The following is a 23,835-nucleotide window of genomic DNA, read 5'->3' as shown; positions in this document are numbered from 1 at the left end:
ACTGCCATGGCTGCCCGCCGGGCGACCCCCGCCGCCCGGCGCCGAAATCATCAGAAGCGCTTCGTGAAGTTCATCCCGAAGGTGCGCGGCGGCAGGCTGAAGGTCAGCGTCTTGCCGCCGGTGTTGGAGCTCGAACTGGCGCTGTTGATGGCGACATCGTCGAGCAGGTTGGCGACATAGAGATAGACGCCCCAGTCCCCATCGGGGCCCTGCATCCCGGCGCGCAGGTTGACCACCTCATAGGCCGGGATGAAGCGCCGGAAGACGTCCGCCGGCGCCAGCGTCGACCACGACGATCCGACATGCGAGGCATCGGCGCGCATCGTCAGTTCCAGCGTGTCGGACAAGGGCGTGGTGTAATCGGCCGAAACGCTCGCCGTCAGCCGCGGCACATAGGCCAGCCGATCGCCCTTGCGCCCGGTTGCGGTGACGATCGTGCTGACCTGGTCCTTCGACAATTTGGCGTCGGTGAAGCCGACATTGCCCGCCAGCATCAGCCCGGTCACCGGCGTCGCCGAAAGCTCGGCCTCGGCGCCATAGATGCGCGCCGCGCCGGCATTGGCGATCAGCCCGAACACCGACCCGGTGCCCGATGTCCGTGCCGATACCTGCAGATTGTCCCAATCGATGCGATAGCCGGCAACGTTGAAATAGACGCCCGGCGCCAGGGTCGTCTTGACCCCCAGTTCATAGTTCCACAGGCTGTCCGACGAATAGCCGGCCAGTTCCGCCGGCAGCCCGATGACCTGGTTGACACCGCCCGGGCGGAAGCCCTGCGCCGCCTGAGCATAGACCAGGATATCACGGTTGTGCTGGTACGACAGGTTGAACTTGTAGATGAAACCATCTTCCTGATAGTTCACTTCCTGATAGGGCGTGACCACCGAAGAATAATGGATCTGGCCCTGGTCGATGCGCCCGCCGACGACCTTGTTGAAGTCGAAATAGCGCGTGCCCGCCGTCAGTGTCAGCTTGTCGAAGAACTTGTAGCTCAGCTCGATGAACGCTGCCTTCTGCTTCAGCTTGTCGTTGATCGTGCGGTCGTAGCGGATGTTGTAAGGGTCGGTCGGCGACAACAGCTGGCCGGTCTGCGGATCGCCGAGCACCAGGGTCGAACGCACGACGGTCTTGCGATCTTCCATGAACAGCCCTGCCGTCCAGTTGAAGGCGCCGTCGCCGGCCGAACTGACGCGCAGTTCGTTGATCCAGTTCTTGACATTCTGCGGCTGGTACAGGCTCGAAACCTGGATCTCGCGGGTTTGCCGCAGATAGCCCGGCAGCTCGGCATCGGTGCAGGCGCGGGCGTTGCGCTGCAGATAGGTGCGGCAGCCCGCCGCCGTATCGCGGCCGTTGAAGGTGTCGCTGACATCGCCGACGACCGTGCGGCTGCGGTCGAAATAGGACGATACGCCGGTCAGCGTGAAGGCATCGAAATCATAGCGGACGGTGCCGTTGTACATCCGGTTGCGGTCGTAATTGCCCGATGCCGAGCGGCCGTCGGTGGCATAGTCGATCCCGGTTTCGGCGACCCAGCGCGGCGAATCGGTGGCGACATCCTCGAAGAACGCCGACAGATCGACCGTCAGCCGCTCGACCGGGGTGATCCGCACCAGCGCGCGGCCGCCATAGCTGCGGCCATCGTTGATGTCATTGCGGCGATAGACGATGTTGTCGACATAGCCGGCGAAGCGATTGTAGAAGCCGACGAGTCGCACCGCGACCTTGTCCTCAACGACCGGCAGGTTGATCATGCCATCAACCGAGCCGCCATAGCCGCCGCTGCGCACGCTCGACATGTTGGCGGAAAACGCCGCCTCGACCCGATCGCTCTTGGGCTTTTCGAAGATGACGCGCAGCGTGCCGCCCATCGACCCGGACCCGAACAACGTGCCCTGCGGCCCGCGCAGCACTTCGGCGCGCTCGACATCGAACAGCCGGAAGTCGGGCGTCGATCCGGCGGCGTCCGAACTCGTCGAAACCGACCCCGACACCGGCGTTTCGTCGAAATAGACGCCGACCGTCGGCTCACCCGATGACTGGATGCCGCGGATCAGCACGCGGCGGTTGCCCGGCCCCGAATCGACGATACGCAGCGACGGCGCATTGCGCGTCAGATCGGTGAAGCTCGTCGTGCCGCTGCGCTCCAGCATCGCCCCGGTCACTGCCGAAATCGCCAGCGGCGTTTCCTGGATGCGCGTGTCGCGGCGCAGTGCAGTGACGATGATCTCGCCTTCATCGGTTGCTGCCTGCGCGAGGGCCGCAGCCGGCGCCATCAATGTCACGCCGAGCAGCAAACCCAACCGTACGCCGCGCAACCGTGGCGTCTTGTAAATCCAGTCGTTCATGAAATGCCCCCTCCTGAAAGTCCCGCAGCCCACCCCATGCGTCCGACTTCTATCCGGATCGACATTTGTAACATAACCGCCATTAACCAGAATATGTTGGGTTTAATGCGCGACAGATTAGAATATCCCGGCGCTTTTGCCGAAATTGCCGAAGGATATTCGGATAGGCGCTGTCGCGGCGCTATGCCGCGTCCGATCGCACACCCTGGCGGCGAATCGGTTCAGATGGGTATATTCGCTGCAACCATGCCGCAGCGCAGCACCAGAGTATGGCGACGCGCGGGATGCTGCCCCCCGCCAGCGTCAGAAGGGCTTTACCACCACCAGGATGACGATGACGATCGTCGTCAGCGACGGAATTTCATTGACCAGCCGCAGCGTCTTTTCGGCGTACGGCCGCTCGCCGGCTGCGAATTTGCGCGCCGCACCGATCATCCAGCCGTGAAATCCCGACAGGCCGAAGACGACGAGAAACTTCGCCATCAGCCAGCCCGGCCATCCCAGGTGAAACGCCAGCATGATGCCGAGCACCCAGACGACGATCATGCCGGGGTTGAGGATGATGCGTTTGAGCCGGGCACAGCGTTCCGCCCAAAGGTCATTTTCCGGGGTGCCCGGCGCAACCTGCGACCAATACACCAGGAACCGCGGCAGCATGAACAGCCCCGCCATCCAGAAGATGACGAAGATGACGTGCAGCGCCTTGACCCACAGATAGGCGTCCCCGAGCCAGCCGACGGCGTGATCCATGTCAGAAAGGCTTCCGCAGCATCGCCATCAGCTGTTCGACATGGGCGATTGGCGCATCGGGCAGGATGCCATGGCCAAGGTTGAAGACGTGGGGCCGGGTGTCGAACGCCGCCCGGATGCGATTGACCGCCGTCACCAGCGCGTCCCCCCCGGCGATCAGCGCCAGCGGATCGAGATTGCCCTGCACCGGCATTCCCGGCGGCAACATCGCATCGGCCCATTGGGGATCGATGGTTTCATCGAGGCCGACGGCATCGACTCCGGTTTCGGCCGCATAGGCGGCCAGCTTGGCGCCGGCGCCCTTGGGAAAGCCGATGATCGGCACATCGCCATGGCGGACCATCAGCCGGCCGACGATATCGGCGGTCGGCGCGATCACCCAGCGTTCGAACTGCGCCGGCGACAGCGTCCCGGCCCAGCTGTCGAACAGCTGCACCGCCTGTGCGCCGGCCTCGATCTGGCCCGACAGATAATCTACGGTGACAGCGACGATCTTGTCGATGAGCGCCTGGAAGCCCTGCGGATCGGTATAGGCCAGCCGCCGGGTTTCGCCCTGGTCCTTGCTGCCATGGCCGGCGACCATATAGGTGGCAACCGTCCACGGCGAACCGGCAAAGCCGAGCATGGTGGTTTCGTGGCCGAGCTGCGCCTTCACCTTGGCCACGGTCTCGTAGATCCTGGCCAGATATTCGGGCTTTGCCACCAGCGCATCGAACCGCGCATCGCTCAGCGGCGGCGTCAGCTGCGGGCCTTCGCCGGGGCCGAAGGTCAGGCCCTGGCCGATGGCGTGCGGCACGATCAAAATGTCCGAAAACAGGATGGCGCCATCCATGCCGAAGCGGCGGATCGGCTGCAGCGTGATCTCTGCGGCTGCGTCGCTGTCATAAACCAGTGCCAGGAAACCGCCCTTTTCGGCCCGCAGCGCCCGATATTCGGGAAGGTACCGCCCGGCCTGGCGCATCAGCCAAACCGGCGGCGGATCGCGGCGGTCGCCTTTCAGCACGGCGAGCAGGGGGGGATCGGTCGGCGTCGGGTTCGAAATCATGCCGACCCATCACCGCGAAACCGGCCATGGGTCAAGGGCCAGTCGCGCCGCGCGCCACTACCGGCAACGGGCCATCTGCAATTCAATCTTGAATCGAAAATGCGATGGTAGTTGTCACCCGACCCATTTGGGGATTGTTGGCGCCGCACCGGCCTGTCCACAATCCGGCGCGCGGCTAGAGTCCTCAATCTCGGCGAGTCGCGAAAACTGTCCCCGTTATCCACAGGCTGCCCTGTGGAGTCTTCCCCAGCGGGATAAGCGGTTCGCGACTCATCCCGGCGGGCGGGAGGAATCGGTCGGAACTGTCGCAAAAGCCGCTTGCCCCCGGCGCTCGCCGCGCCATAACCATGGCGCCCCATGGTTATCCCCAGTCTCATCCCCGGTCTTTTCGCGTCAGTACCTCGGGCCCCAGCCGCCGGAGGCCCTTCATGACTCTCGAGCCGTCCCGCCTCCATCTCCACCTGGTCAGCGATTCGACCGGCGAAACGCTCGAATCGATCGCCAAGGCCGGGCTGGCGCGGTTCGAAGGTGTGGAAGGGATCAAGCATTTCTGGCCGATGGTGCGATCCGAAGGCCATCTCGACCGCGTCATCGAGGCGATCGCCCGCCAGCCGGGCCTTATTATCTACACCCTTGTCGATGGCGGCGTCCGCGACCGGCTCGAGCAGCGCTGCGCCAGCCTGGGGCTGCCCATCGTCTCGCCGCTCGATCCGATGATCGGCGCGCTGTCCGATCTGCTCGACCAGGCCGCGACGCGCCGGCCGGGGCGCCAGCACATCATGGACAAGGCCTATTTCGATCGTATCGACGCGATCAACTTCACCATGGTCCATGACGATGGCGCCGCCCACGAAAACTGGGAGGAAGCCGATATCGTCCTGGCCGGCGTGTCGCGCACCTCCAAGACGCCGACGTCGATCTATCTCGCCAACCGCGGCTACAAGACCGCCAATATTCCCATCGTCCCGCAATCGCCGCCGCCCGCGCTGCTGTTCACGCTGAAGCGGCCGCTGGTCGTCGGGCTGACGACGGCGCCCGAACGGCTGCTGACGATCCGGCGCAACCGGCTGCTGACCATCGGCCAGGCGCCCGACACCGATTATGTCGATGCAGCACATATCGAAAGCGAGGTCGCCTATGCCCGGCGGCTGTTCGCGGACCATGATATTCCGGTCATCGACGTGACGCGCCGGTCGATCGAGGAAACGGCCGCCGCAATCATCAACCTTTTCCAGGGCCGCACCCAGCGCGGCCCGAGCGGGCCGGTACCCCGGTGATGGTCCGATGATCGTGCTGGCCAGCCAGAGCCCGGCGCGGCGCGCCATGCTCGCCGCCGCCGGCGTCGCGCATGACGCGGTGCCGGCGCATGTCGACGAAGACGGTGTCACCGCCGGGCTCGTCGCCGCCGGCGCGACGCCCGATCGCATCGCCGATGCACTCGCCGAACTGAAGGCCGTCAAGATCGCGCGCAAATTGCCGGGCGTGCTGGTGCTGGGCGCCGATTCGGTCGTCGTGGCTGCCGATGGCGGGCTGATCGCCAAGCCGGAAACCCGCGCCGGCGCGGAGGCACAGCTGCGCCGGTTGTCGGGTGCCACCCACCGGCTGATCTCCGCCGCTGTCATCGCCGAAAACGGCGAACCGGTGTGGCGCGCCGGCGGGTCGGTGCGGCTGACGATGCGATCGCTGTCGGACGCGTTCATCGCCGATTATCTCGATGCCGAAGGCGATGCGGTGCTCGGCTGCGTCGGCTGCTATCGCATCGAGGGGCTGGGCGCGCAGCTGTTCACCCGCGTCGACGGCGACCAGTTCACCGTGCGCGGCCTGCCGCTGCTGGCGGTGCTCGGTTACCTGCGCGATCGCGGCGTGCTGGCGACATGACGCGGCTGCAGCCCGCCAGCGCCGGCATCTTCGGCTGGCCAGTGGCGCATTCGAAGTCGCCGGTCATCCACCGTTTCTGGCTCGGCAAGCTGGGGTTGGACGGCGATTATTCGCGCTTTCCCGTCCATCCCGACGCGCTCGGCGCCGCCATCCGCGCCCTGCCGGCGCTCGGCCTGCGCGGCGTCAACATCACCGTGCCGCACAAGATCGCGGTCATCGATCACCTCGATACGCTGGCCGACTCGGCGCGCGCCATGGGCGCCGTCAACACCGTCACCGTCACCGCCGACGGCAGCATCGCCGGCGCCAACACCGATATCGACGGCGTGCTGGAGCCCATCGCGCACCTCGACCTTGCCGGGCGCAGCGTGATGATCGCCGGCACCGGCGGCGCCGCACGCGCCGCGATCACCGCCGCGGTCGTCGCCGGTGCAGCATCGGTGACCGTCCTGGCGCGCGACCGCGCCAAGGGCGAGGCGATGCTCGCCAACGCGGGCACGGCCGGGTCGGTGCTGGCATTCGACGCGCCCTGGCCCGATGCCGATCAAACGGCGCTGTTCTTCAACGCCACCAGCCTCGGCATGGCCGGCCAGCCGCCGCTGCCCGTCGACCTGTCGCGGCTGCCCGTCACGACAACGGTGTTCGACGCCGTCTATGCCCCGCTCGAAACCCCGCTGCTGGCGGCGGCGCGCGCGCGCACCATGCCGGTCATCGACGGCCTGCAGATGCTCGTCGGCCAGGCGGCGACGGCGTTCGCCGCCTTTTACGACGCGCCGGCGCCGCGCCAGCACGATGCCGAACTGCGCGCGTTGCTGACCCGATGATCATCATCGGCCTCACCGGATCGATCGGCATGGGCAAATCGACCGTCGCCGCGATGTTCGAACGGTCGGGCATCCCGGTGTTCGATGCCGATGCCGCCGTCCGCGCCCTCCAGGGTCCGGGCGGCCGCGCCCTGCCCGCCATCGAGGCCATCTTCGCCGGCACCACCCACGCCGGCGGGCTCCACCGCGAAAAACTCGGCGCGCAGGTCTTCGGCAACCCCGCTGCGCTCAAACAGCTTGAAGCCATCCTCCACCCGCTCGTCGGCGAAGCGCAGTCGAACTTCCTCGCCCGCCACCGGCTGAAACGCGCCGTCGTTCTCGACGTGCCACTCTTGTTTGAAAAGGGCGGCTGGCGGCGCTGCGACCTGACCATCGTCGTCAGCGCCCCCTTGCGCGTCCAACGCGCGCGCGTGCTCGCCCGGCCGGGCATGACGCGGGCCAAGTTCGCCGCGATCCTCAAGTCACAGATGCCCGACGCTGAGAAGCGGCGGCGCGCCGATGTCGTGATCGAAACCGGGCGGGGCCGACGAGTGACATGGATGGCGGTGCGCCGTGTCGTGGAGCGCCTCCGTCGTGAAGGCGCCTGAGGCCCCTTCACCCCAAATCCTTTCATTACCGACTATGCAGAACGTCCGTTATGGGTGGTTAGCCGTCGTTGCCCGTGGCGAGACGATCAGCCTCGTCCGCCAACGCCAGAAGCTCTCGCTCTCCGTCAGCGCTCACTGGAAGGTCTACACTGCTCGCTCGAAGCCGGATACTATCAACCTCGGGATCGCGAAGGGAGCATGAGGTGAAATCGTCCCATTCGTATGGGCCGCATGTTTCGTCCAAAAAGGTCCGAATGGTGCGCGCAGCGTAAGCCGCCTTCTCTTGCTGGCCCTTCATCCCGTTGGCTTATCAGACGGTGCTAATGTCCGCCACTGAGCGATAGTTGCCAAGTCCCCCTGATGCCCCTCCGACGTGCGCGAGCTACCGGGATAGGGCGGGAATCTGCCATCAGACGCCTAGCCATTCTAACCCGCCCGGAAGCTCCTCCGCTGCGAAGTCGACCTGCAAAACCCGCCGGCGGGCGGGCTTAGCGGCGGCTTCCGATGCGTGCAGGATCGGGGTCGCATAAATCCACACGTCTCCAGCATCTGCGAGGCAGGTGTACGTGCCACACTGGCGCACAACGGCGTCAATTCCACCGACTGGAATGCGACCATGTTTATGCGAACCGGGCGCGATCAGCAGTGGGGCATTGGTCGCGGGAACGTCGTCCAAATGGATGCGCAACGTCACCATGCGAGACAGCAGCTCAAAGGGCGGAGCGACGTGCTGCATCCCTTGCTTCGTGGTCCACGGGCCGAAGCCTTGAACCTCATCGCGCCGTTCCACACAAATGGTGCGATCTTGGTGCCAAGCCAGCGACCAATTGGTTCCTGCGGTCTTGTCAAACAGGACGGCCCGAACCGGTCGGCTCCTTGGACCGAGGGTGCAGGCGGCAATCGCGCCGATCGAGCCATGCGATGCGAGGAATGGGGTTAGTGTTGCAACCCCTCTTATGCGGATGCCGGCGTGATCTGCCGGGAGGTAAGCTATGGAGCCGCGCAGTGCGGCGAGATCTCTGGCTACGGCACCCGGCAGGCGTTCCGCACCGTGGCTCTGAAAATTCAGCGAGGTGGCAATCGGGGACATAACCCGGCACCGATACGCTGACCGCTTATGCCAAACAATGTTCGCATTTGGGCGAAAGCCGTCGTTTGGGTCAACTGACCCGCCCATAAACGGGTGCAGGGGGTAACCCCCTGCCCTGCCGGGGGCTCTTCTCAAAACGCCGCAAAATCGCTACAGCCCCGCCATGCGCGAAATCGTCTGGGACACGGAAACCACCGGCATCTTTCCGGGTGATGGTCATCGCATTGTCGAGATCGGCGCCGTCGAGATGATCGGCAAGGTCGTCACCGGTCGCACGTTTCACACCTATATCGATCCGTGCCGGGCGATGCCCAAGGATGCCCAGGCGGTGCATGGCCTGTCGACGGCGTTCCTGACCGGCCAGCCGGTGTTCGAGATGGTGGTCGACGAATTCCTGGCGTTCATCGGCGATGCGCCGCTGGTGGCGCACAATGCGGCGTTCGACATGGAATTCCTCAATTACGAGCTGAAGCGGGCAAACCTGCCGCTGATCCCGCATACCCGCTCGATCGACACGCTGGAGATTTCGCGCAAGATCAACCCGGGTGCCAAGCACACGCTCGATGCGCTGTGCAGCCGCTATGGCATCGACCTGTCGGGGCGCACCAAGCATGGCGCGTTGATCGACGCCGAGTTGCTGGCGCGGGTTTATGTCGAGCTGACCGGTGGCCGCCAGATCGGTTTCGACCTTGCCACCGAGGCGGTGGAGGTCGAGCTGGTCGTCGACCGGGTCAATTTCGGCATCCGCGACCATGTCGCCCTGCCCGAGGAACTGGAGCGTCACGCGGCCTTTGTCGCGACCCTCAAGGACCCGGTCTGGCTGCAGTAAAGCATGCAATTCCCCCGATAGGACTTGGCATTGACCCCCTATCGGCGCGAGACTAGAGCCACCGCCCCGCCTGCGGGCGGCTGAGCCACAGGAGTTGAGCATGGACATTCGCATTTCAGGCCACCAGGTCGACACGGGCAGCGCCTTCGGCACGCACGTTCGCGAGCGTTTGAATGCGATGATCGACAAATATTTCCCGCGCGCCATTTCCGCCCAGGTGACGCTGGCGCCGGCGCCGCACGGGCATTTTTCCTGCGACATCGTCATGCACGTGATGTCCGACATCATCCTGAAGAGCACCAACCGCGCCGGGGAAGCGCATCCGGCCTTCGACGGTGCCGCCGATCGGATCGACAAGCAGCTGCGCCGCTACATGCGCCGGTTGAAGGACCGCCATGGCCCGGGCGCCGAGCGATCCGCCGAGCGCGCCGCCATCGCGGTCCTCGACAATGCCGATTACAAGATCTTCGCACCCGTGCCCGACGAAGCCGAGCCCGAGGGCGACCATCCGCTGGTCATCGCCGAAACCCGGGTCGACATTCCCGAAGCCAGTGTCGGCGATGCGGTAATGATGCTCGACCTGCGGAACACCAACGCACTTTTGTTCGTTAACAGCATGAGCGGCGACCATAATATGGTCTACCGCCGGGACGACGGAAGCATCGGTTGGGTGGAACCGCGCCGCGCATTGGCCGGGGTTGCCAAATGAGGCGCCAGCGAAGGCGAAAGTGAGTGTCATGACGAACAATGTTACCGGGTTCGACGATCTGGTGGATGCCGACGGCTTGATGGTCGGCCTGGCCGTGACGGACAAGGCGGCCCTGCTGGCGGCGATGGCGGAGCGGGCTGCCGCCGCGGCCGGCCTGTCGGCCGATACCATTCTCGAACATGTCCTGCTGCGCGAGGCGCTGGGATCGACCGGCTTCGGCGGCGGCGCCGCGATCCCGCATGCGCGGATCGAGGCGCTTTCCGGTATCATTGTCGTTGTCGCCAGCCTGGCAGCGCCCCTGGACTTTGCCGCGCTCGACGGCGAACCTGTCGATATCGCCGTGCTGATGCTGTCGCCGCAAGCTGCCGGCGCCGATCATCTCAAGGCGCTGGCGCGGATCAGCCGGACCTTGCGCGACCCCGCCCGGCTCGATGCGATGCGCGCCGCCGGTTCGGCCACGGCGCTGCGCCGCGCCCTTGCCGTTGTCGAGGAGGCATCGAGGCGGGCGGCATGACGGGCCGGCGATGACGGCGCGCTTGGCCAGCGGCATCCGCGTGGCGGCGCTGTTGCGCCGTGTCGCTGCCGCCGGCGGCTTCGCCACGGTGCTGGCGCGTGGCGACGCGACCGCCGGCAGCATCGCCATCGTCACGCGTGACCGCGGTGAAACCCAGGTGCTGGAACCGGTGCTTGCCCTTGCCGGCGGCTATGAATGGCGCACGGCGGCCAGCGGCGAATCCGTCGATAGCTGGGTCGAACGCGCGCGAAAGCGCGATCCGGACCTGTGGGTGATTGAACTGGATATCCCGGACGCCGCACGCTTCGTCGCCGAAACGGCTTCGTCCGATTGACGGGCCGGCCTTAACCATCGTTCAGAAATCGCATTGAACGCACGGCCCTTGGGCGGGCCGTGCTTGCGTGACCGAAGCGGACCGGACCGGACTTCAGCCCAGCCCTGGATGGCGGCCTTCCAAACGAGCGGAAGGACCATCCACGGCGGACCCGGACAAGGCCGTGTGTGATTGACGTTTGAATGACCTTTTCGGTTCCCGTGATCAGTGCAACCAGCAGCCGCCTGATCCTTTTGACCCTCGCCAGCGCGCTCCTGCTCGCCGCCGGCGATGCATCGACCAGCAGTTCGGCCCAGATGGGCCCGGTGGTCGATGACAGCCTTCTTGCTCCCATGACTGCCACCGACACCAGCGCCGCCAACGCCGCGCTCGCCGCCAGCCTGCCGGCCGACATCGCCGCCGCTGCCGTCGGCACTCCTGCCGCCGCCACACCTTCGACGCCGCTGCCGCCCTACAAGCTGGCGCAGCTGGTCAGCGACATGGGCAACGCCACCGACCTGGCCGAAGACGAAGATCTGCGCTGCCTTGCCAGCGCCGTCTATTTCGAATCGCGCGGCGAACCGCTCGAAGGCCAGCTCGCGGTCGCCCAGGTGATCCTCAACCGGGTCGAATCCGGCCGTTACGCCAACAGCGTCTGCGGCGTCATCAACCAGCCCGGCCAGTTCAGCTTCGATCGCAGCCGCACGCCCGCCGTCGGCGTCGACTGGCGCCGTGCCCAGGCGATCGCCCGCATCGCCGCGCAGGACCTGTGGCGCGCCATCGCCCCGCGCGCCGTGTCGTTCCACGCCGCGCGCCTGTCGCCGGGCTGGCGCGGCAAGACGCGGATCGCCCGGATCGGCAACCACGTCTTCTACCGTTGATCGCGGCCCGGCCGTTGCCGGGTTGATGTTCCCCTGTTGTTCCGGTTAAGCTTCCAGCATGACCGGTGCCGCCGCCCTCGCTCTGCCCTTCGCCGCTGTCGACGTCGTGCGGGGCGTCTCGCGGCTGCTGGTTCGTGCCGGCGTGGCGCCGCTTGCCGAAGTGTCGCTGGGCTGCGGCCGCCGCGCCGACATTTTGGGGGTGGATGGCGCCGGCCGGTTGACGCTGGTCGAGGTCAAGGTGTCGCTCGCCGATCTGCGCGGGGATCGCAAATGGCCCGAATATCTGGATTATTGCGATCGCTTCTACTGGGCGGTGCCGGCCGGGTTCGACCTGGCGCCCTTCGCCGACGACAGCCTGGCCCCGGCCCGGACCGGGCTGATCGTCGCCGACCGCTTCGATGCCGAAGTGGTTCGCGAAGCGCCCTGGGTGCCGCTGTCGTCGGCGCGCCGCAAGGCCGAAACGCTGGCCTTCGCCCGCCGCGCGGCGCTGCGCGTGATGCTCGCCAATGACCCCGAGGCCGTGTTGATCGGCGTCGACTGACTATTTGACCGGCCCGCCGCCGCGCACCACGAACAGCAGCAGCCAGCCCAGCCCGAGCATGCCCAGGATCGGCGTCAGGCCGGCCGACTGGCTGCCGCCGATCCGGGTCGCTGCCTCGATCAGCAACGGTCCCAGCCACATGGTGGCATTGCCCGACAGCACATACAGGCCGAAGAACACGCCGAGCTGATCGGGCGGCGCCACCCGCGTCAGCATGGTGCGGGATGAGGCATAGGCCGCCGTCACGGTGATGGCGATGATGCAGCCGAGCCCCAGGAACACCAGTTCCGGCAGCGTCGTGAACATCGGCCCGTCCCACAGCGCCGGGCCATCCCATGGCTGGTAGAACATCCGGTGGCGGCCCATGCCGAGCGCCAGCGCCTCGAAGACGATCAGCAGCGCCAGTTCCAGCTTGAGCGAGGTCTTGGGCCCCACGGCATCGTCGAGCCACCCGGCGAGCAACCCGCCGACGACCGCCGCCACCGACAGGATGATGCCATAGGCAAGCATTTCCAGCGTTGCCCATTGCATCGCGCCGGCGGCGAACAGCCCGCTGAACACCAGGATGGCGGTCAGCCCGTCGGTGAAGATCATCCGTGCCAGCAGATAGGTCAGCACGTTGCGATGCCCGCGCGCGCCGCGGAACAGCGCCGCCAGGTCGGCGGCGCCCGTCCGCACCGCGCCGCCCAGCGACAGCGCCGACCGCGCCATGTCGGGCACTTTCAGGAACAGCGGCAGGCTGAACGCTGCCATCGCCGCCGCCACGATCAGCGTGGTGACGCGGTCGGGCTCCCCCAGCGCCGGATCGAGGCCCCAGAGCGGCGCCGCCGGCAGCCAGCCCCACGCCACCTTGCCCGGCAGCGCAAAGGCGATGAGCACCCCGACCAGCATCAGCACCGACATCGCATTGCCGCCCGCCAGCCCCAGCCCGGACGCGCGCGCGGCGCCGGACAGCCCCGCCGCCGGCACCAGCAGGGCATTGTGCAGCATCTCGTGATAGGCAAAGGCCACTGTCATTGCGGCAAGGATCGTCGCCACCATCGCCGGCGACAGCCCGCCGCCGCCGGGCGGGGTGAACCACAGCGCCGCCGTCATCGCCACCATCAGCGCGACGACCGCCGCCAGCCACGGCTTGCGTGGCCCCAGCCGGTCGATCGTCGCGCCCAGCAGCGGCGCCGTCGCCATGACGATCCAGCCGCCCCATTTGTTGGCGCCGGCGACCAAGGTCTGCCCCGCCACCGGGTCGCCGATCACCCGCGTCACATAATAGGGCGCGAAGATGTAGATGGTGATGAGGATGACATAGGGGTCGCGCGCCGCCTGGGCGAGCGCCCAGGCACCGGCCGCACCGGGGCGGGTCGCCGGCAGCACCGGCGCCTCCCCGGGCAGGTCTGCAGGCGCGTCCTTCGGCAGGGCGATGGCTGTCATCGCGCGATCCTTCCCCGATGATATCCGGCCACTTTCGGGCCAGTTGCTGCTATCATCGCCAAATGCGCCGCTTTGGCAATCGCCGAGCGCCCCCCGCTGCCCCACGGAGATCCCATGTCGCCTCTCAACCCCGTCATCGCCGCCGTCACGGCGCGCATCGTCGAACGATCGGCGGTCTCGCGGCAGCGTTACCTCGATTTCATCACCCGCGAAGGCGAGGCCGGCACGGCGCGGCCGCGGCTGTCATGCGGCAACCTTGCCCATGGCTTTGCCGCCGCCGGCGACGACAAGCCGGCGATCCGCGCCGAGCGCGCCATGAACATCGGCATCGTCACCGCCTATAACGACATGCTTTCGGCGCATCAGCCCTATGGCCGCTACCCGGAACAGATCAAGCTGTTCGCCCGCGAAGTCGGTGCCACGGCACAGGTGGCCGGCGGCGTCCCGGCGATGTGCGACGGCGTCACCCAGGGCCAGGCCGGCATGGACATTTCGCTCGGCAGCCGCGACGCCATCGCCATGGGCACGGCAGTGGCGCTCAGCCATGCGATGTTCGAAGGCGTCGCGCTGCTCGGCATCTGCGACAAGATCGTCCCCGGCCTGCTCATCGGCGCGTTGCGCTTCGGCCATCTGCCGGCGGTGTTCGTGCCCGCGGGCCCCATGCCATCGGGGCTGCCCAACAAGGAAAAGGTGCGCGTCCGGCAGCTATATGCCGAAGGCAAGATCGGCCAGGCCGAGCTGCTCGATGCCGAGGCTGCCTCCTATCATTCACCCGGCACCTGCACCTTCTACGGCACCGCCAACAGCAACCAGATGATGCTCGAGATGATGGGGCTGCAACTGCCGGGATCGAGCTTCGTCAACCCCGGCGACGGCCTGCGCCCGGCGCTGACCCGCGCTGCCATCCACCGGCTGGTGGCGATGGACCGGCACGGCGACGACCCGCGGCCGCTGGGGCTGCTCGTCGATGAACGCGCCATCGTCAACGCCATCATCGGCCTGCTGGCAACGGGTGGCTCCACCAACCACGCCATCCACCTGCCGGCGATGGCGCGCGCCGCCGGCATCATCATCGACTGGGAGGACTTCGACCGGCTGTCGGGCGTCATCCCGATGATCTGCAACATCTATCCGAGCGGCGCCGCCGATGTGAATGCGTTCCACGCCGCCGGCGGCATGGGGTTCGTCATCCGCGAACTCGTCGGCAACGGCCTGGCGCATGGCGATATCGCGACGATCGGCGCCGGCTTTGCCGATTGGCAGAAGGTGCCGGTGAAGGACGATGCCGGGCTGGCCTGGGTCGATGGGCCGGCTGCCAGCGGCGACGCCACCATCCTGGCACCGGTCGCGACGCCCTTTGCGCCCGATGGCGGCATGCGGCTGGTTGCCGGCAACCTGGGCCGGGCCATCTTCAAGACCAGCGCCGTCGACGCGAAGCGCTGGACGATCGAGGCGCCGGCGCGCATCTTTGCCGACCAGAATGACGTGCTGAAAGCCTTCAAGGCCGGCGAGCTCGACCGTGACGTGGTGGTGGTTGTGCGCTTCCAGGGACCGCGCGCCAATGGCATGCCCGAGCTTCACAAGCTGATCCCCAGCCTGGGCGTGCTGCAGGACCGTGGCCACAAGGTGGCGCTGGTCACCGATGGCCGCATGTCGGGCGCCAGCGGCAAGGTGCCCGCCGCCATCCACGTCAGCCCCGAAGCGATGGGCGGCGGTGCGCTTGCACGGCTGCGCGACGGCGACATGGTGCGCCTGTGCGCGCAGACCGGCGTGCTTTCGACCACCGCCGACCTCGCCGCCCGCAGCGATGCGCCGACTCCGCCGCAGCCCGAAGGCACCGGCCGCGAGCTGTTCGCCCTGCTGCGCGCCCATTCCGACGATGCCGAACGCGGCGCCTCGGCCATGCTGGCAGCGGCGGGGCTCTAGCCTCCGGCGCTTCGTCAGGCCAGCGTCGCCGCCAGCCGTGCATGTTCCTCCATCAGCAGCACCCGGTTGGCCGGGTGCATCGCGCCGGCAGCGAGCGTTTCAAGGGCGTGCAGGGTTGCCGATTTGACCTGCACTTCCGTCGCCGCGTGCTGACGCATCTTGGCAAAGGTCGCCGCGATGAAATCGGCGAAGGTCAGCGAAATCGCCGAGACGCGCGATTGGACCGTGCCGAGCGTGGGCGCCGCCGGTGCGACGGTTCGTTCGCACTCCGACAAGGCTGCGGTCAACCAGTCGATGCAGGCAAGCGCGGTAAAGGGGTCGTTGGTGCCGGGCGACAGGGCGCGGATGGCAATTTCGGTCAGCTCGTCGAAACCGAACCGCAGGTCCTGCAGGTCGGTCCGCCGGTCTCCGATCGCGAAGGCATCGCGCAGCGAGTCACGGTGCGCCGGCAATTGGGCCGCATCGATGGCGAGCAGGGGGGTGCCGATGCGGATGAAGTCGCCGGGCCGGCATTGCACGCACAGTTTCAGGTCGTGCTTCGATGCCAGCGCCACCAGCGCTTCATGGTCGATACTTTCGACATAACCTGCCCGATCGGCTGCCAGTGTCGCGACAGCGACGTCGTCGAGCGGGTCGGACAAGCGCGCCGCGTCGGTGTCGGCAAGGCCATCTTTTTCGTTGCGATGGATTTCGGCGATCAGCCCGCGCGCGATCCGGGCGATGACGTTGTTGATATGGATGGTGTCGGTGACATGGTGGAAAAAATAGATCAGCACGCCGATCGACGCGAGCGCCAGGCCGAGCGCGCCATAGACGGCGAACTGCGGGACAAAGGCGCTGGCGCCGCCGTCTTCGCCGGCGGTGCGGATCGTCCGCAATACGATCAGGCAATAGACATAGGTGCCGATGAACACGCCGAGCGTCAGCTGGTTGCCGCGGTCGCGGGCGAAATTGGTCAGCAGGCGCGGGCCGTGCTGGCCGGAGGCATAGGTGACCGCTGCCAGGGTGATGGAAAACACCACGCCGGCCACGGTGATGGTCGAGCCGGCGATGGTCGACAGCATGGCGCGGGCGCCTTCCGGCCGGCTGCCGTGCAGGGTTTCGAATTGCCCGAGCCAATCATCACCGACGCTGATGTCAATGGCGACCAGCGCAATCCCTGCCAGCAACCCCGTCAGCGCCGCCAGTGCCGGCAGGAACCAGTATTTGTCGCGCAACCGCGCCAAAGCGGCGACGCCGGGCAGCCGGCGATGCCGCTCATGCCGGCGCGCCGATGGTCGGGCCTGTCGGTCCGCATCCGGCGGTGTGGGAAGGGGCGCGGTCCGATGTCATCAACGGGCAACGCCTGCAACGCCGCAGGGTTTCAGTCCAGAACATCCATGAAGCCGGTACCGGCGTCCCTGGTGCGTGACGTCGCGTTCGATCCCTTGGGCACGATGATGTGCAGCGCGCCGGCCTCGACGGTGAAGGTCACCGGCGTGCAGGTGCCGGTTTCGCCGTCGACAGACAGCGGCTGTTCGGGGGTGCACGACAGGGTAAAGGCCTGGGCGCGCAATTCGCGCACCCGGGACCGCGCCGGGCGCCAGCCGGCAAGACTCGCCGCCCAGACGCCGGCCAGCGCCGCGGCATAGCGGCCGCGGACGAGCTGGATGACGACATCGCGGCTTTCCGGATCGGCACCGTCGATGACGCGCAGCCCGCCGACGAAGGCGCCGTTGCCGACGCGGATTTCAAGCACCTGTTCGACGACGTCGGCCTGACCGTCGATGGCGATGCGCGCTTCGAACGACTTCAGGGTCAGGAACTTCCAGCAGCCGTACAGCAGATAGCCGACGCGCCCGAACCAGCGCTTCAGCCCCGGCGGAATATCCTCCGCGATCCGCGCCGGCACGCCGATGGTGGCCGAATTGATGAAATGCGTGTCGCCCACCGCCACCACATCGGCGCGCGCCACATCGCCATCGGCGATGACCGCGACCGCCGGACCCACTTCGGGTGCGATTCCCAAGGTGCGGGCAAAGCTGTTCGCCGTCCCGAACGGCAGCACCGCCATCAGGATCGGCTTGCCCGCCAGCTTGCCCGCCGCCATCGCCAGCGTGCCGTCGCCGCCGCCGACGGCGATCACGTCGCAGCCTTCGGCAATGACCCGGTCGAGCGTCGTGCCCAGCAGCCTTGGGTTGCGCAGCGCATGGGCGGCCGTCAGCGTGAAGCCTTCGGCTTCGAGGCCTTCACAGGCGGCGCGAAACAGCTCGCGCCCGCGCCGCGATTTGCCGTTGACGATGACGGCGATGCGCCGCGCCGCCAATGCGTCGGCGGCGGACCAGCCGGCATCGCCGGTCATGCGTGCGCGAGCCAGGCGGCGATGGCGGTGCCGAAATCGGGCTTGGTGACGGCGCTCATGTGGTTGCCGGGAATCTCGACCAGCGCGGCGTTGGGCAGTGTCATCGCCAGTTCCGCCGCGGCGCCATTGTCGCGATCGTCGACACCGCACAGCACCAGCGTGCGCGTCGCGACCGCGGCGATGGCGTCGGCCGGCGTCGACACCTGCGATCGCAGCACATGGGCGACCGCGGCGCCATCGATATTGTTGGCCTTCATGAAGGCTGCGGCCGCATATTCGGCGGTGCCGGAGGCGAAGCTGTCGGCATTGGCGATGACGTTGAGGAACCAGGCGGCGCGGTCGGTGCCCCCGGTCAGCCCCGCCAGCCCCATGCCCGACAGGATCGCCCGGCCCGGCTGCATGCCGCGCACCAGCAGCCGCATCGCCGTGCGCGCGCCCAGCGAATAGCCGCCAAGGTCGAAATCATCGATTCCCAGATGCTTGACCAGCGCCTCGATATCCATCGCCAGCACATCGGGCGGATAGGCGACGGCGTCGTGCGGCGCGGCGCTGACGCCATGGGCGCGAAAATCCGGCATGATGACCCGGTGGCCGGCGCCGGCGATCTCCGCCGCCGCGCCATAGCGCCGCCAGTTCATGTCCCCCGAGCTGAACAGGCCGTGCAGCAGCAGCAGCGGCCGGCCGTGCCCCAGTTCGTGCCAGCCGATGCGCACCCCGTCGAACGACAGGAAATCATCGCGCGTCACCACATCGGTCATTGGCTCTCTCTCGCTGGTTCGCGCAGCAGCGCATAGACCACGGCGGGCACCGTGGCGGCAAGGCTCCAGGCGACCAGTTCGAAGATCGACCGCAGCCAGATGCCGCCGCCCGACCCGCCGACCCCGGCGACCAGCGCCGCCGATGGCGCCAGCGTCACCCCGACGAGCAGCGCCAGCGCCAGCAGCCGGTCGCGATGCCCCGCGGTCAGCGCCGCCGCCCGCCGCAGCGCCGCCATCGGCCCCAGCCGCTCCACCACCGCCGCCGGCACCGCCGGCATCAGCGTCGTCACCGCCAGCAGCGCGGCGGTCAGCAGCAGCGAATTGAGCAGCCAGCCGGCGAAGGTGCCATGGCGGGCGAACAGCTGCAGCGTCAACCCGGCGACGACCATGGCGCCGATCAGCAGCGCCACCTGGACACCCGGCGTCGCCCGCGCCAGCCCTTCGCTGAGATAGCGACGCGGCGGCAGCGCGCGCCCGGCCAGGCGGGCAACGACGCCCCAGCTGACCAGCGCGACGTACAGCATGGCGCAGACACCGCGCAGCGTCGTCGTCAACGTGCCCCAGTCGGCGGTGTTCGGCAGGTGATGAGTCAGGGCCCCCGGCAAGGTGACGAGCAGCACACCGGCCGCGATCACCGATGCAAAGTCGAGCCAGAACACCTGCACGGCCCGGTACAGCGCCAGCAGCACATCGATCCGCGGCCGGTTCTCGGGGGCAGGCGGCGGCGCCATCAGCCGGCGCTGTCCGCCGGCTTGCGCGCCGCCGCGACCGCTTCCTTCAGCTTGTCATAGCCGACGGCGCCCGACAGGATCTGGTTGCCGACGACATAACTCGGCGTGCCGGTCAGCCCCAGCGCCCGCCCCAGTTCGAGATTGCGGGTGATTTCGGCCTTCAGCGCCGGTGCATTGAGGTCCTTTGCGGTCCTCACCTCGTTCAACCCGGCCTTGCGGACCATGGCGACCGTGCGTTCGTGCGCGACCTTGCCCGGTGTTTCGAACATGGCATCGTGAAAGCGCGTATACCGCCCCTGCTGCGCCGCCGACAGGCTGGCCATCGCCGCTTCCTCGCTGGCGGGCGACAACACCGGGAAGTCGCGATAGACGACACGCACCCCCGGGTCGCCGGCGGCAAGCCGGGCGATGTCGGCATGGCCCTGGCGGCAATAGGGGCAGGCGTAATCGAAGAACACCACCACCGAGACATCGCCCTTGGGGTTGCCGGCGACGGCACCGGCGAAGGGTGTCTCGATCTCCTTGCGGTTCGAATCGAGCAGGCGGGTGACTTCGCGGTTCTGCATCCGAGTCATCGCTTCGGGGATGATCTCGGGGTGGGCGAGGATATAGTCGCGCACGATCCTTTCGATCGCGGCCCGCCCTGCCGGGGTTTCCGCGGGCGCTGCGGCGGTCGGGTTCGCTGCCGCCAGTGCGGCACCGGCGACTCCGGCGGCCAGGGCCCCGGCGATCGCCCAGACCAGCCGCACGTCCTTCGTCATCATTGCTTTCAACCTGTCCATCATCGCCGCTTCTTCTTGCCCAGCGCATCGTCCGCCACCAGTGCGATATCGTCGGCACGCAGCCAGTCGGGGCTGCCGCGCGGCAGGCCGGCGAGCGCCAGCCGGGCGTTGGCGGCAGCGCCCTTGGCATTGTCTTCCAGGCTGTAACGTTCCGCCGCCGCCAGCGCGGCGCGCGGGGCATCGCCCTTGCGGTCATAGATGACGCCAAGTTGATACCAGGCAAAGGGGTTTTCGCGGTCCTGCGCCACGGCACGGCGCAGCAACGGTTCCGCCTCGGCGAAATCGGCGGGATTCTCGGTGGAGATCAGCGCATGGCCGAGGAGCGTCTGGATCAGCGGCTCGTTCGGCGCATAGCGCACCGCCTCGCGCAGCACTGGCAGCGACGCCTGGACCTTGCCCGATTCGAGCAGGATCTGGCCCTTCAGTTCCAGCACGAACGGGTCGTTCGGCGTCTTCTTCAGCAGCATGTCGGTTTCCGCCGTCGCCTGGTCGGGATAGGCCGACCGATGCAGCGCATAGGCGCGGGCATAATGGGCGGCGTCGGACATGTCGCTTTCCGGGTAGGTCCGCATCACCTGTGTCGGCGAATCAACAAAGCCGACCAGCTTGCCCTTGATCCGCAGGAACCGCGCCTGCAGCGCCGGGTCGGCGGGCCGGTTCCACGCCGGGTCCTTGTCATAGACATTTTCCAGATTGGCGATGCGCGTCCCGGACAGCGGGTGGGTGCGGGCATATTCGTTGGTCTGCGGGATGGCGAGGCGGAATTCCTGGCCCAGCAGCTTCTGGAAAAAGCTGATCGAACCCTTCCCCGAAACGCCGGCGGCGCTGAGATAGCGGGCGCCGGCCTGGTCGGCGCGGCTTTCCTGGTCGCGGGTGAAGGCCAGGAACTTGCCCTGTGCCGCCGAGGTGCCGAGCCCGAGCAGCGCCATGCCCGCTTCGCCGGCGCCCAGCGCCACGGCGGCGGCCGCCCCGACCAGCGACAGCAGGGATATGCTCGTCGCCGGCCCGGCGCCTTCGTTGAAGCGGACATTGTGGCCGCCGGCGATATGGCCGATCTCATGGGCGATGACGCCCTGGACCTCGCCGACATTGTCGGCGGCGACCAGAAGCCCCGAATGGACGAAGATGTTCTGGCCGCCGGTGACAAAGGCATTGATACTGGGATCGCCGATCAGGACGATCTGCACCGACTTGGGGTCGAGCCCGGCGGCCACGACCATGTCCTTCGAGATATCGCGGAAAAAGCGTTCGGTTTCGGCATCGCGCAGGATCGACTGGGCGCCAGCGCGGACCGGACTCATCAGCACCGCCAAAAGGCCCAGCAGCGCGGCAAGACGGGGGAGCGGACGCATGGCGTGCCGTTGGTCTAGCACAGCTGAACCCGTGGTGAAGTATCAACCTCGCCGCTGGCTCGCGCCAGCGTCGAGGCACCGCCTGTCCTAAACGTGCATCAGCGGATCGCTGACGCTGGGCTTTCCGTCCTCGATTCGTCCGGCAAGGCACATCACGAAATTGCCTGCCGTCACAGTGAAGTCGTACCAGCCATGGCTTTTTTCGGCCGACCAACGTGCCTTGGCCCGAGACCCGGCGGTGATGCCGATGCGCAGCGGTTCGTTCACGGCGTAGCGATCTTCGGCCATTATGACATCGAGAGGGTTCGTGCCGACATGGTCGATGGTGAGCGCAATCTCCTTGCGGCGGCTGTCGTATCGCGCGACCAGCGCCGGAACTTCCGTACGGAGGGGAGCGCGAAAGGACCGCATGAATCCGTTGGATCCAAGCACAACAAGATCGAAACCGTTTTCGCCGATTGACCATTGGTCATCGAGTGTCTTGCCGGCTTCCACGCAGTAGCGGCGCGGAATGCGGTCAAGATTTTGTTTGTCGTAGACATGGAACGTCGCGCCGACTGTTCCATCGTTCACGAAGGTAAGCGTCACCGCCCCTTGCCGTGTCCGCGCATCGACATGCAGTCTGTACGGCAAGGCGCGCGAGCGACGCAGGCCTTGTTCCTGGGTCAGCATCCCCTTCGATTGAAAATGCGGTATGATGGGGAAGTGCTGCATCTGTTCGGCGAGCGCGGCGCGCGAGCCGCGGGCATCGGGCAAGGGTGGGAAGTTGCGGTCCGCATCCATGCTGAAATCGAAACAGGAGGTCAGGTCGCCGCACATCTTACGGTGCCAGGGGCTGATGGCGGGCACATTTATGTCGAAGCGCTTTTCCAGAAACCGCCCGATGCCGGTGTGATCGAATGTCTCGCTGTTGACCCAGCCGCCCTTGCTCCATGGTGAGACGACCACCATGGGCACGCGCGGTCCAAGGCCCCAGGGACGGACCTTCCCTGTCACATTGTCTTCCGGCAACGTCCATTTGCCGTCATGATCGTCGTAATACTCGCCTGCCAGATCGAAGGTCGCCTTGCCCGCGACCGTGCCATCCTTGTTGAAGGAGGGCGGCGCAGGCGGTGGCATATGGTCGAAAAAGCCGTCGTTTTCATCGAAGTTGAGGAAGAAGACGGTGCTTGCCCAGACGTCCGGATTCGCCGTGAGTGCATCGAGGATGCGCGCGGTATATTCCGCGCCCTCGATGGGAGTCGAGGCGGATGGATGCTCGGACCAATCCGCCGGGGGGAGGATCCAGGATACGGCCGGCAGCGTCCCCTCCCGCACGTCCCGTGCGAGATCATCGAGCGACCAGTGCCGCATCCCGCGCTCGTACAGCGGATCGCCCGGCCGGCTATCACGAAAACCCTTGAACGCAAGGCCGCCGTGGAACAGGCCCGAGCAATTGTCGTTGGGATTCTGATAGATGCGCCACCCTATCCCGTTCTTTTCGAGCACTTCGGGAATTGTCTCCCATTCGAAGGCATCGCCGCCATAGCTATAGCCAGGATCGGGCATCGCGCCTTTGACATGGCACCGCACATTGTAGATTTCGGCCCGGTTCTCCCGACAATTGACCCCGCGTGCCCGCTCGCGAGGATCGAAATTGGATCCGGACCAGAATACGATCCGGTTCGGATCGGTGCAGGTCATCAGCGAGCAGTGATACGCGTCGCAGACCGTGAAGGCTTCAGCGAGCGCGAACTGGAAGGGAATGTCCGATCGCCTGTAAAAGCCCATGGCGTAATCGGACTTGAACTTGGGCCACGCGCCGAAGCTGCCCTGGTTCCATGCCGCCTGGGTATCGGGATAGGTGTGCGGTGTGTCGGGCACCCGCATGGCGCTGGTCTTGGCAGTGTCGAGCCAGAAGGGCGGACGAACACGCGCACCATTATGCTGTTGCCAGATCGTGCGATTGCCCGGCAGCGGGACGGTGTGGCGGTCGCCGAAACCGCGCACACCTTTCATCGTGCCGAAATAATGGTCGAAGGACCGGTTCTCTTGCATCAGGATCACGATGTGCTTCACATCCTTGATCGTTCCGGTCACCCGGCGCGCCGGCACGGCGAATGCCCGGTCGATGCTGGTGGGAAGCGCGGCGGCGGCGCCCAACGCGCCGACTGACTTCAGGAAATCGCGTCTGTTGTTGCTTGCCATCGCATCGGCCTCATTTTTTCTGGA

At 66.8% G+C, this 23,835-nt stretch carries 23 protein-coding genes; 11 read left to right on the top strand and 12 right to left on the bottom strand.

Annotated features, from left to right (window positions below; genetic code table 11):
- Nucleotides 1–50 precede the first annotated feature (50 nt).
- The 3 genes from GGQ62_RS10480 to hemE all read right to left on the bottom strand — a co-directional run bounded on the left by GGQ62_RS10480 (nt 51) and on the right by hemE (nt 4,140).
- On the bottom strand, nt 51–2,345 hold the full coding sequence (locus GGQ62_RS10480; RefSeq protein ID WP_243451561.1) for a TonB-dependent receptor: 2,295 nt from the start codon (nt 2,343–2,345) through the stop codon (nt 51–53).
- A 303-nt stretch (nt 2,346–2,648) separates the two neighbouring features.
- On the bottom strand, nt 2,649–3,095 hold the full coding sequence (locus GGQ62_RS10475; protein WP_152577365.1) for a CopD family protein: 447 nt from the start codon (nt 3,093–3,095) through the stop codon (nt 2,649–2,651).
- Nucleotide 3,096: 1 nt separating this feature from the next.
- Nucleotides 3,097–4,140: a uroporphyrinogen decarboxylase gene (gene hemE / locus GGQ62_RS10470; protein ID WP_152577366.1), complete on the bottom strand. Its 1,044-nt coding sequence runs from the start codon at nt 4,138–4,140 to the stop codon at nt 3,097–3,099.
- Nucleotides 4,141–4,568: 428 nt separating this feature from the next.
- Between hemE and GGQ62_RS10465 the strand changes: the two genes are divergently transcribed.
- Genes GGQ62_RS10465 through coaE form a run of 4 tightly spaced genes read left to right on the top strand, consistent with a single transcriptional unit; the run spans nt 4,569 to nt 7,429 of the window.
- Complete coding sequence (locus GGQ62_RS10465; protein WP_152577367.1) at nt 4,569–5,417, top strand: pyruvate, water dikinase regulatory protein; 849 nt, start codon at nt 4,569–4,571, stop codon at nt 5,415–5,417.
- Nucleotides 5,418–5,424: 7 nt separating this feature from the next.
- Nucleotides 5,425–6,018, top strand: coding sequence for a Maf family protein (locus tag GGQ62_RS10460; RefSeq protein WP_152577368.1), 594 nt, complete (start codon nt 5,425–5,427; stop codon nt 6,016–6,018).
- Nucleotides 6,015–6,842, top strand: coding sequence for a shikimate dehydrogenase family protein (locus GGQ62_RS10455; protein WP_152577369.1), 828 nt, complete (start codon nt 6,015–6,017; stop codon nt 6,840–6,842). Before GGQ62_RS10460 ends, GGQ62_RS10455 begins: the two co-directional genes overlap by 4 nt.
- The gene (gene coaE, locus GGQ62_RS10450; protein WP_152577370.1) at nt 6,839–7,429 is read left to right on the top strand and encodes a dephospho-CoA kinase; all 591 of its coding nucleotides are present in this window, start codon (nt 6,839–6,841) and stop codon (nt 7,427–7,429) included. The genes GGQ62_RS10455 and coaE overlap by 4 nt, the downstream gene beginning before the upstream one ends.
- A gap of 409 nt (nt 7,430–7,838) precedes the next feature.
- Here coaE and GGQ62_RS10440 read toward each other — a convergent pair whose 3' ends face one another.
- On the bottom strand, nt 7,839–8,519 hold the full coding sequence (locus tag GGQ62_RS10440; protein ID WP_152577372.1) for a phytanoyl-CoA dioxygenase family protein: 681 nt from the start codon (nt 8,517–8,519) through the stop codon (nt 7,839–7,841).
- A gap of 163 nt (nt 8,520–8,682) precedes the next feature.
- Here GGQ62_RS10440 and dnaQ point away from each other — a divergent pair, with 163 nt between their 5' ends.
- From dnaQ to GGQ62_RS10410, 6 genes are all read left to right on the top strand, one after another.
- On the top strand, nt 8,683–9,348 hold the full coding sequence (dnaQ, locus tag GGQ62_RS10435; protein ID WP_152577373.1) for a DNA polymerase III subunit epsilon: 666 nt from the start codon (nt 8,683–8,685) through the stop codon (nt 9,346–9,348).
- Nucleotides 9,349–9,448: 100 nt separating this feature from the next.
- Nucleotides 9,449–10,057 carry a ribosome hibernation-promoting factor, HPF/YfiA family gene (gene hpf, locus GGQ62_RS10430; RefSeq protein ID WP_152577374.1) on the top strand — a complete coding sequence of 203 codons (609 nt, stop codon included), beginning with the start codon at nt 9,449–9,451 and terminating at the stop codon, nt 10,055–10,057.
- 28 nt (nt 10,058–10,085) lie between these two features.
- On the top strand, nt 10,086–10,571 hold the full coding sequence (locus tag GGQ62_RS10425) for a PTS sugar transporter subunit IIA (protein WP_243446085.1): 486 nt from the start codon (nt 10,086–10,088) through the stop codon (nt 10,569–10,571).
- Between the two features lie 10 nt (nt 10,572–10,581).
- Entirely contained in the window at nt 10,582–10,905 is a 324-nt protein-coding gene (locus GGQ62_RS10420) for a DUF1491 family protein (RefSeq protein ID WP_152577375.1), read from the top strand.
- 200 nt (nt 10,906–11,105) lie between these two features.
- Nucleotides 11,106–11,765: a cell wall hydrolase gene (locus GGQ62_RS10415; RefSeq protein ID WP_243446632.1), complete on the top strand. Its 660-nt coding sequence runs from the start codon at nt 11,106–11,108 to the stop codon at nt 11,763–11,765.
- 58 nt (nt 11,766–11,823) lie between these two features.
- Entirely contained in the window at nt 11,824–12,306 is a 483-nt protein-coding gene (locus GGQ62_RS10410) for an MmcB family DNA repair protein (protein WP_152577376.1), read from the top strand.
- On the opposite strand, the gene GGQ62_RS10405 is transcribed toward GGQ62_RS10410, so the two are convergent.
- Nucleotides 12,307–13,734 (bottom strand): MFS transporter, encoded by a 1,428-nt coding sequence (locus tag GGQ62_RS10405; RefSeq protein WP_152577377.1) that lies wholly within the window; start codon nt 13,732–13,734, stop codon nt 12,307–12,309.
- Between the two features lie 114 nt (nt 13,735–13,848).
- Here GGQ62_RS10405 and edd point away from each other — a divergent pair, with 114 nt between their 5' ends.
- Nucleotides 13,849–15,660, top strand: coding sequence for a phosphogluconate dehydratase (edd, locus tag GGQ62_RS10400; protein WP_152577378.1), 1,812 nt, complete (start codon nt 13,849–13,851; stop codon nt 15,658–15,660).
- A 14-nt stretch (nt 15,661–15,674) separates the two neighbouring features.
- Here the strand turns inward: edd and GGQ62_RS10395 are convergent, their stop codons facing one another.
- The 7 genes from GGQ62_RS10395 to GGQ62_RS10365 form a co-directional block, all read right to left on the bottom strand.
- A complete protein-coding gene (locus GGQ62_RS10395) occupies nt 15,675–16,886 on the bottom strand; it encodes a DUF2254 domain-containing protein (protein WP_167649577.1) in 1,212 nt (403 codons plus the stop codon).
- Nucleotides 16,887–17,023: 137 nt separating this feature from the next.
- Nucleotides 17,024–18,001, bottom strand: a complete 978-nt coding sequence (locus GGQ62_RS10390; RefSeq protein ID WP_152577380.1) for a diacylglycerol/lipid kinase family protein — start codon at nt 17,999–18,001, stop codon at nt 17,024–17,026.
- Entirely contained in the window at nt 17,998–18,759 is a 762-nt protein-coding gene (locus GGQ62_RS10385; RefSeq protein WP_167649576.1) for an alpha/beta fold hydrolase, read from the bottom strand. The genes GGQ62_RS10390 and GGQ62_RS10385 overlap by 4 nt, the downstream gene beginning before the upstream one ends.
- On the bottom strand, nt 18,756–19,490 hold the full coding sequence (locus tag GGQ62_RS10380) for a hypothetical protein (RefSeq protein WP_152577382.1): 735 nt from the start codon (nt 19,488–19,490) through the stop codon (nt 18,756–18,758). Before GGQ62_RS10380 ends, GGQ62_RS10385 begins: the two co-directional genes overlap by 4 nt.
- Nucleotides 19,490–20,254, bottom strand: coding sequence for a DsbA family protein (locus GGQ62_RS10375; protein WP_243446086.1), 765 nt, complete (start codon nt 20,252–20,254; stop codon nt 19,490–19,492). The genes GGQ62_RS10380 and GGQ62_RS10375 overlap by 1 nt, the downstream gene beginning before the upstream one ends.
- Nucleotides 20,255–20,271: 17 nt before the next feature.
- Nucleotides 20,272–21,624: a M48 family metalloprotease gene (locus GGQ62_RS10370; RefSeq protein WP_152577383.1), complete on the bottom strand. Its 1,353-nt coding sequence runs from the start codon at nt 21,622–21,624 to the stop codon at nt 20,272–20,274.
- Between the two features lie 87 nt (nt 21,625–21,711).
- A complete protein-coding gene (locus GGQ62_RS10365; protein ID WP_152577384.1) occupies nt 21,712–23,811 on the bottom strand; it encodes a phosphocholine-specific phospholipase C in 2,100 nt (699 codons plus the stop codon).
- Nucleotides 23,812–23,835 lie beyond the last annotated feature (24 nt).

The organism is Polymorphobacter fuscus, from assembly GCF_011927825.1.
In the GTDB taxonomy this organism is placed as follows: Bacteria; Pseudomonadota; Alphaproteobacteria; order Sphingomonadales; family Sphingomonadaceae; genus Sandarakinorhabdus; species Sandarakinorhabdus fusca.
The sequence above is the reverse complement of the archived record's forward strand: the minus strand, read 5'-3'. Positions and strand labels throughout refer to the sequence as shown.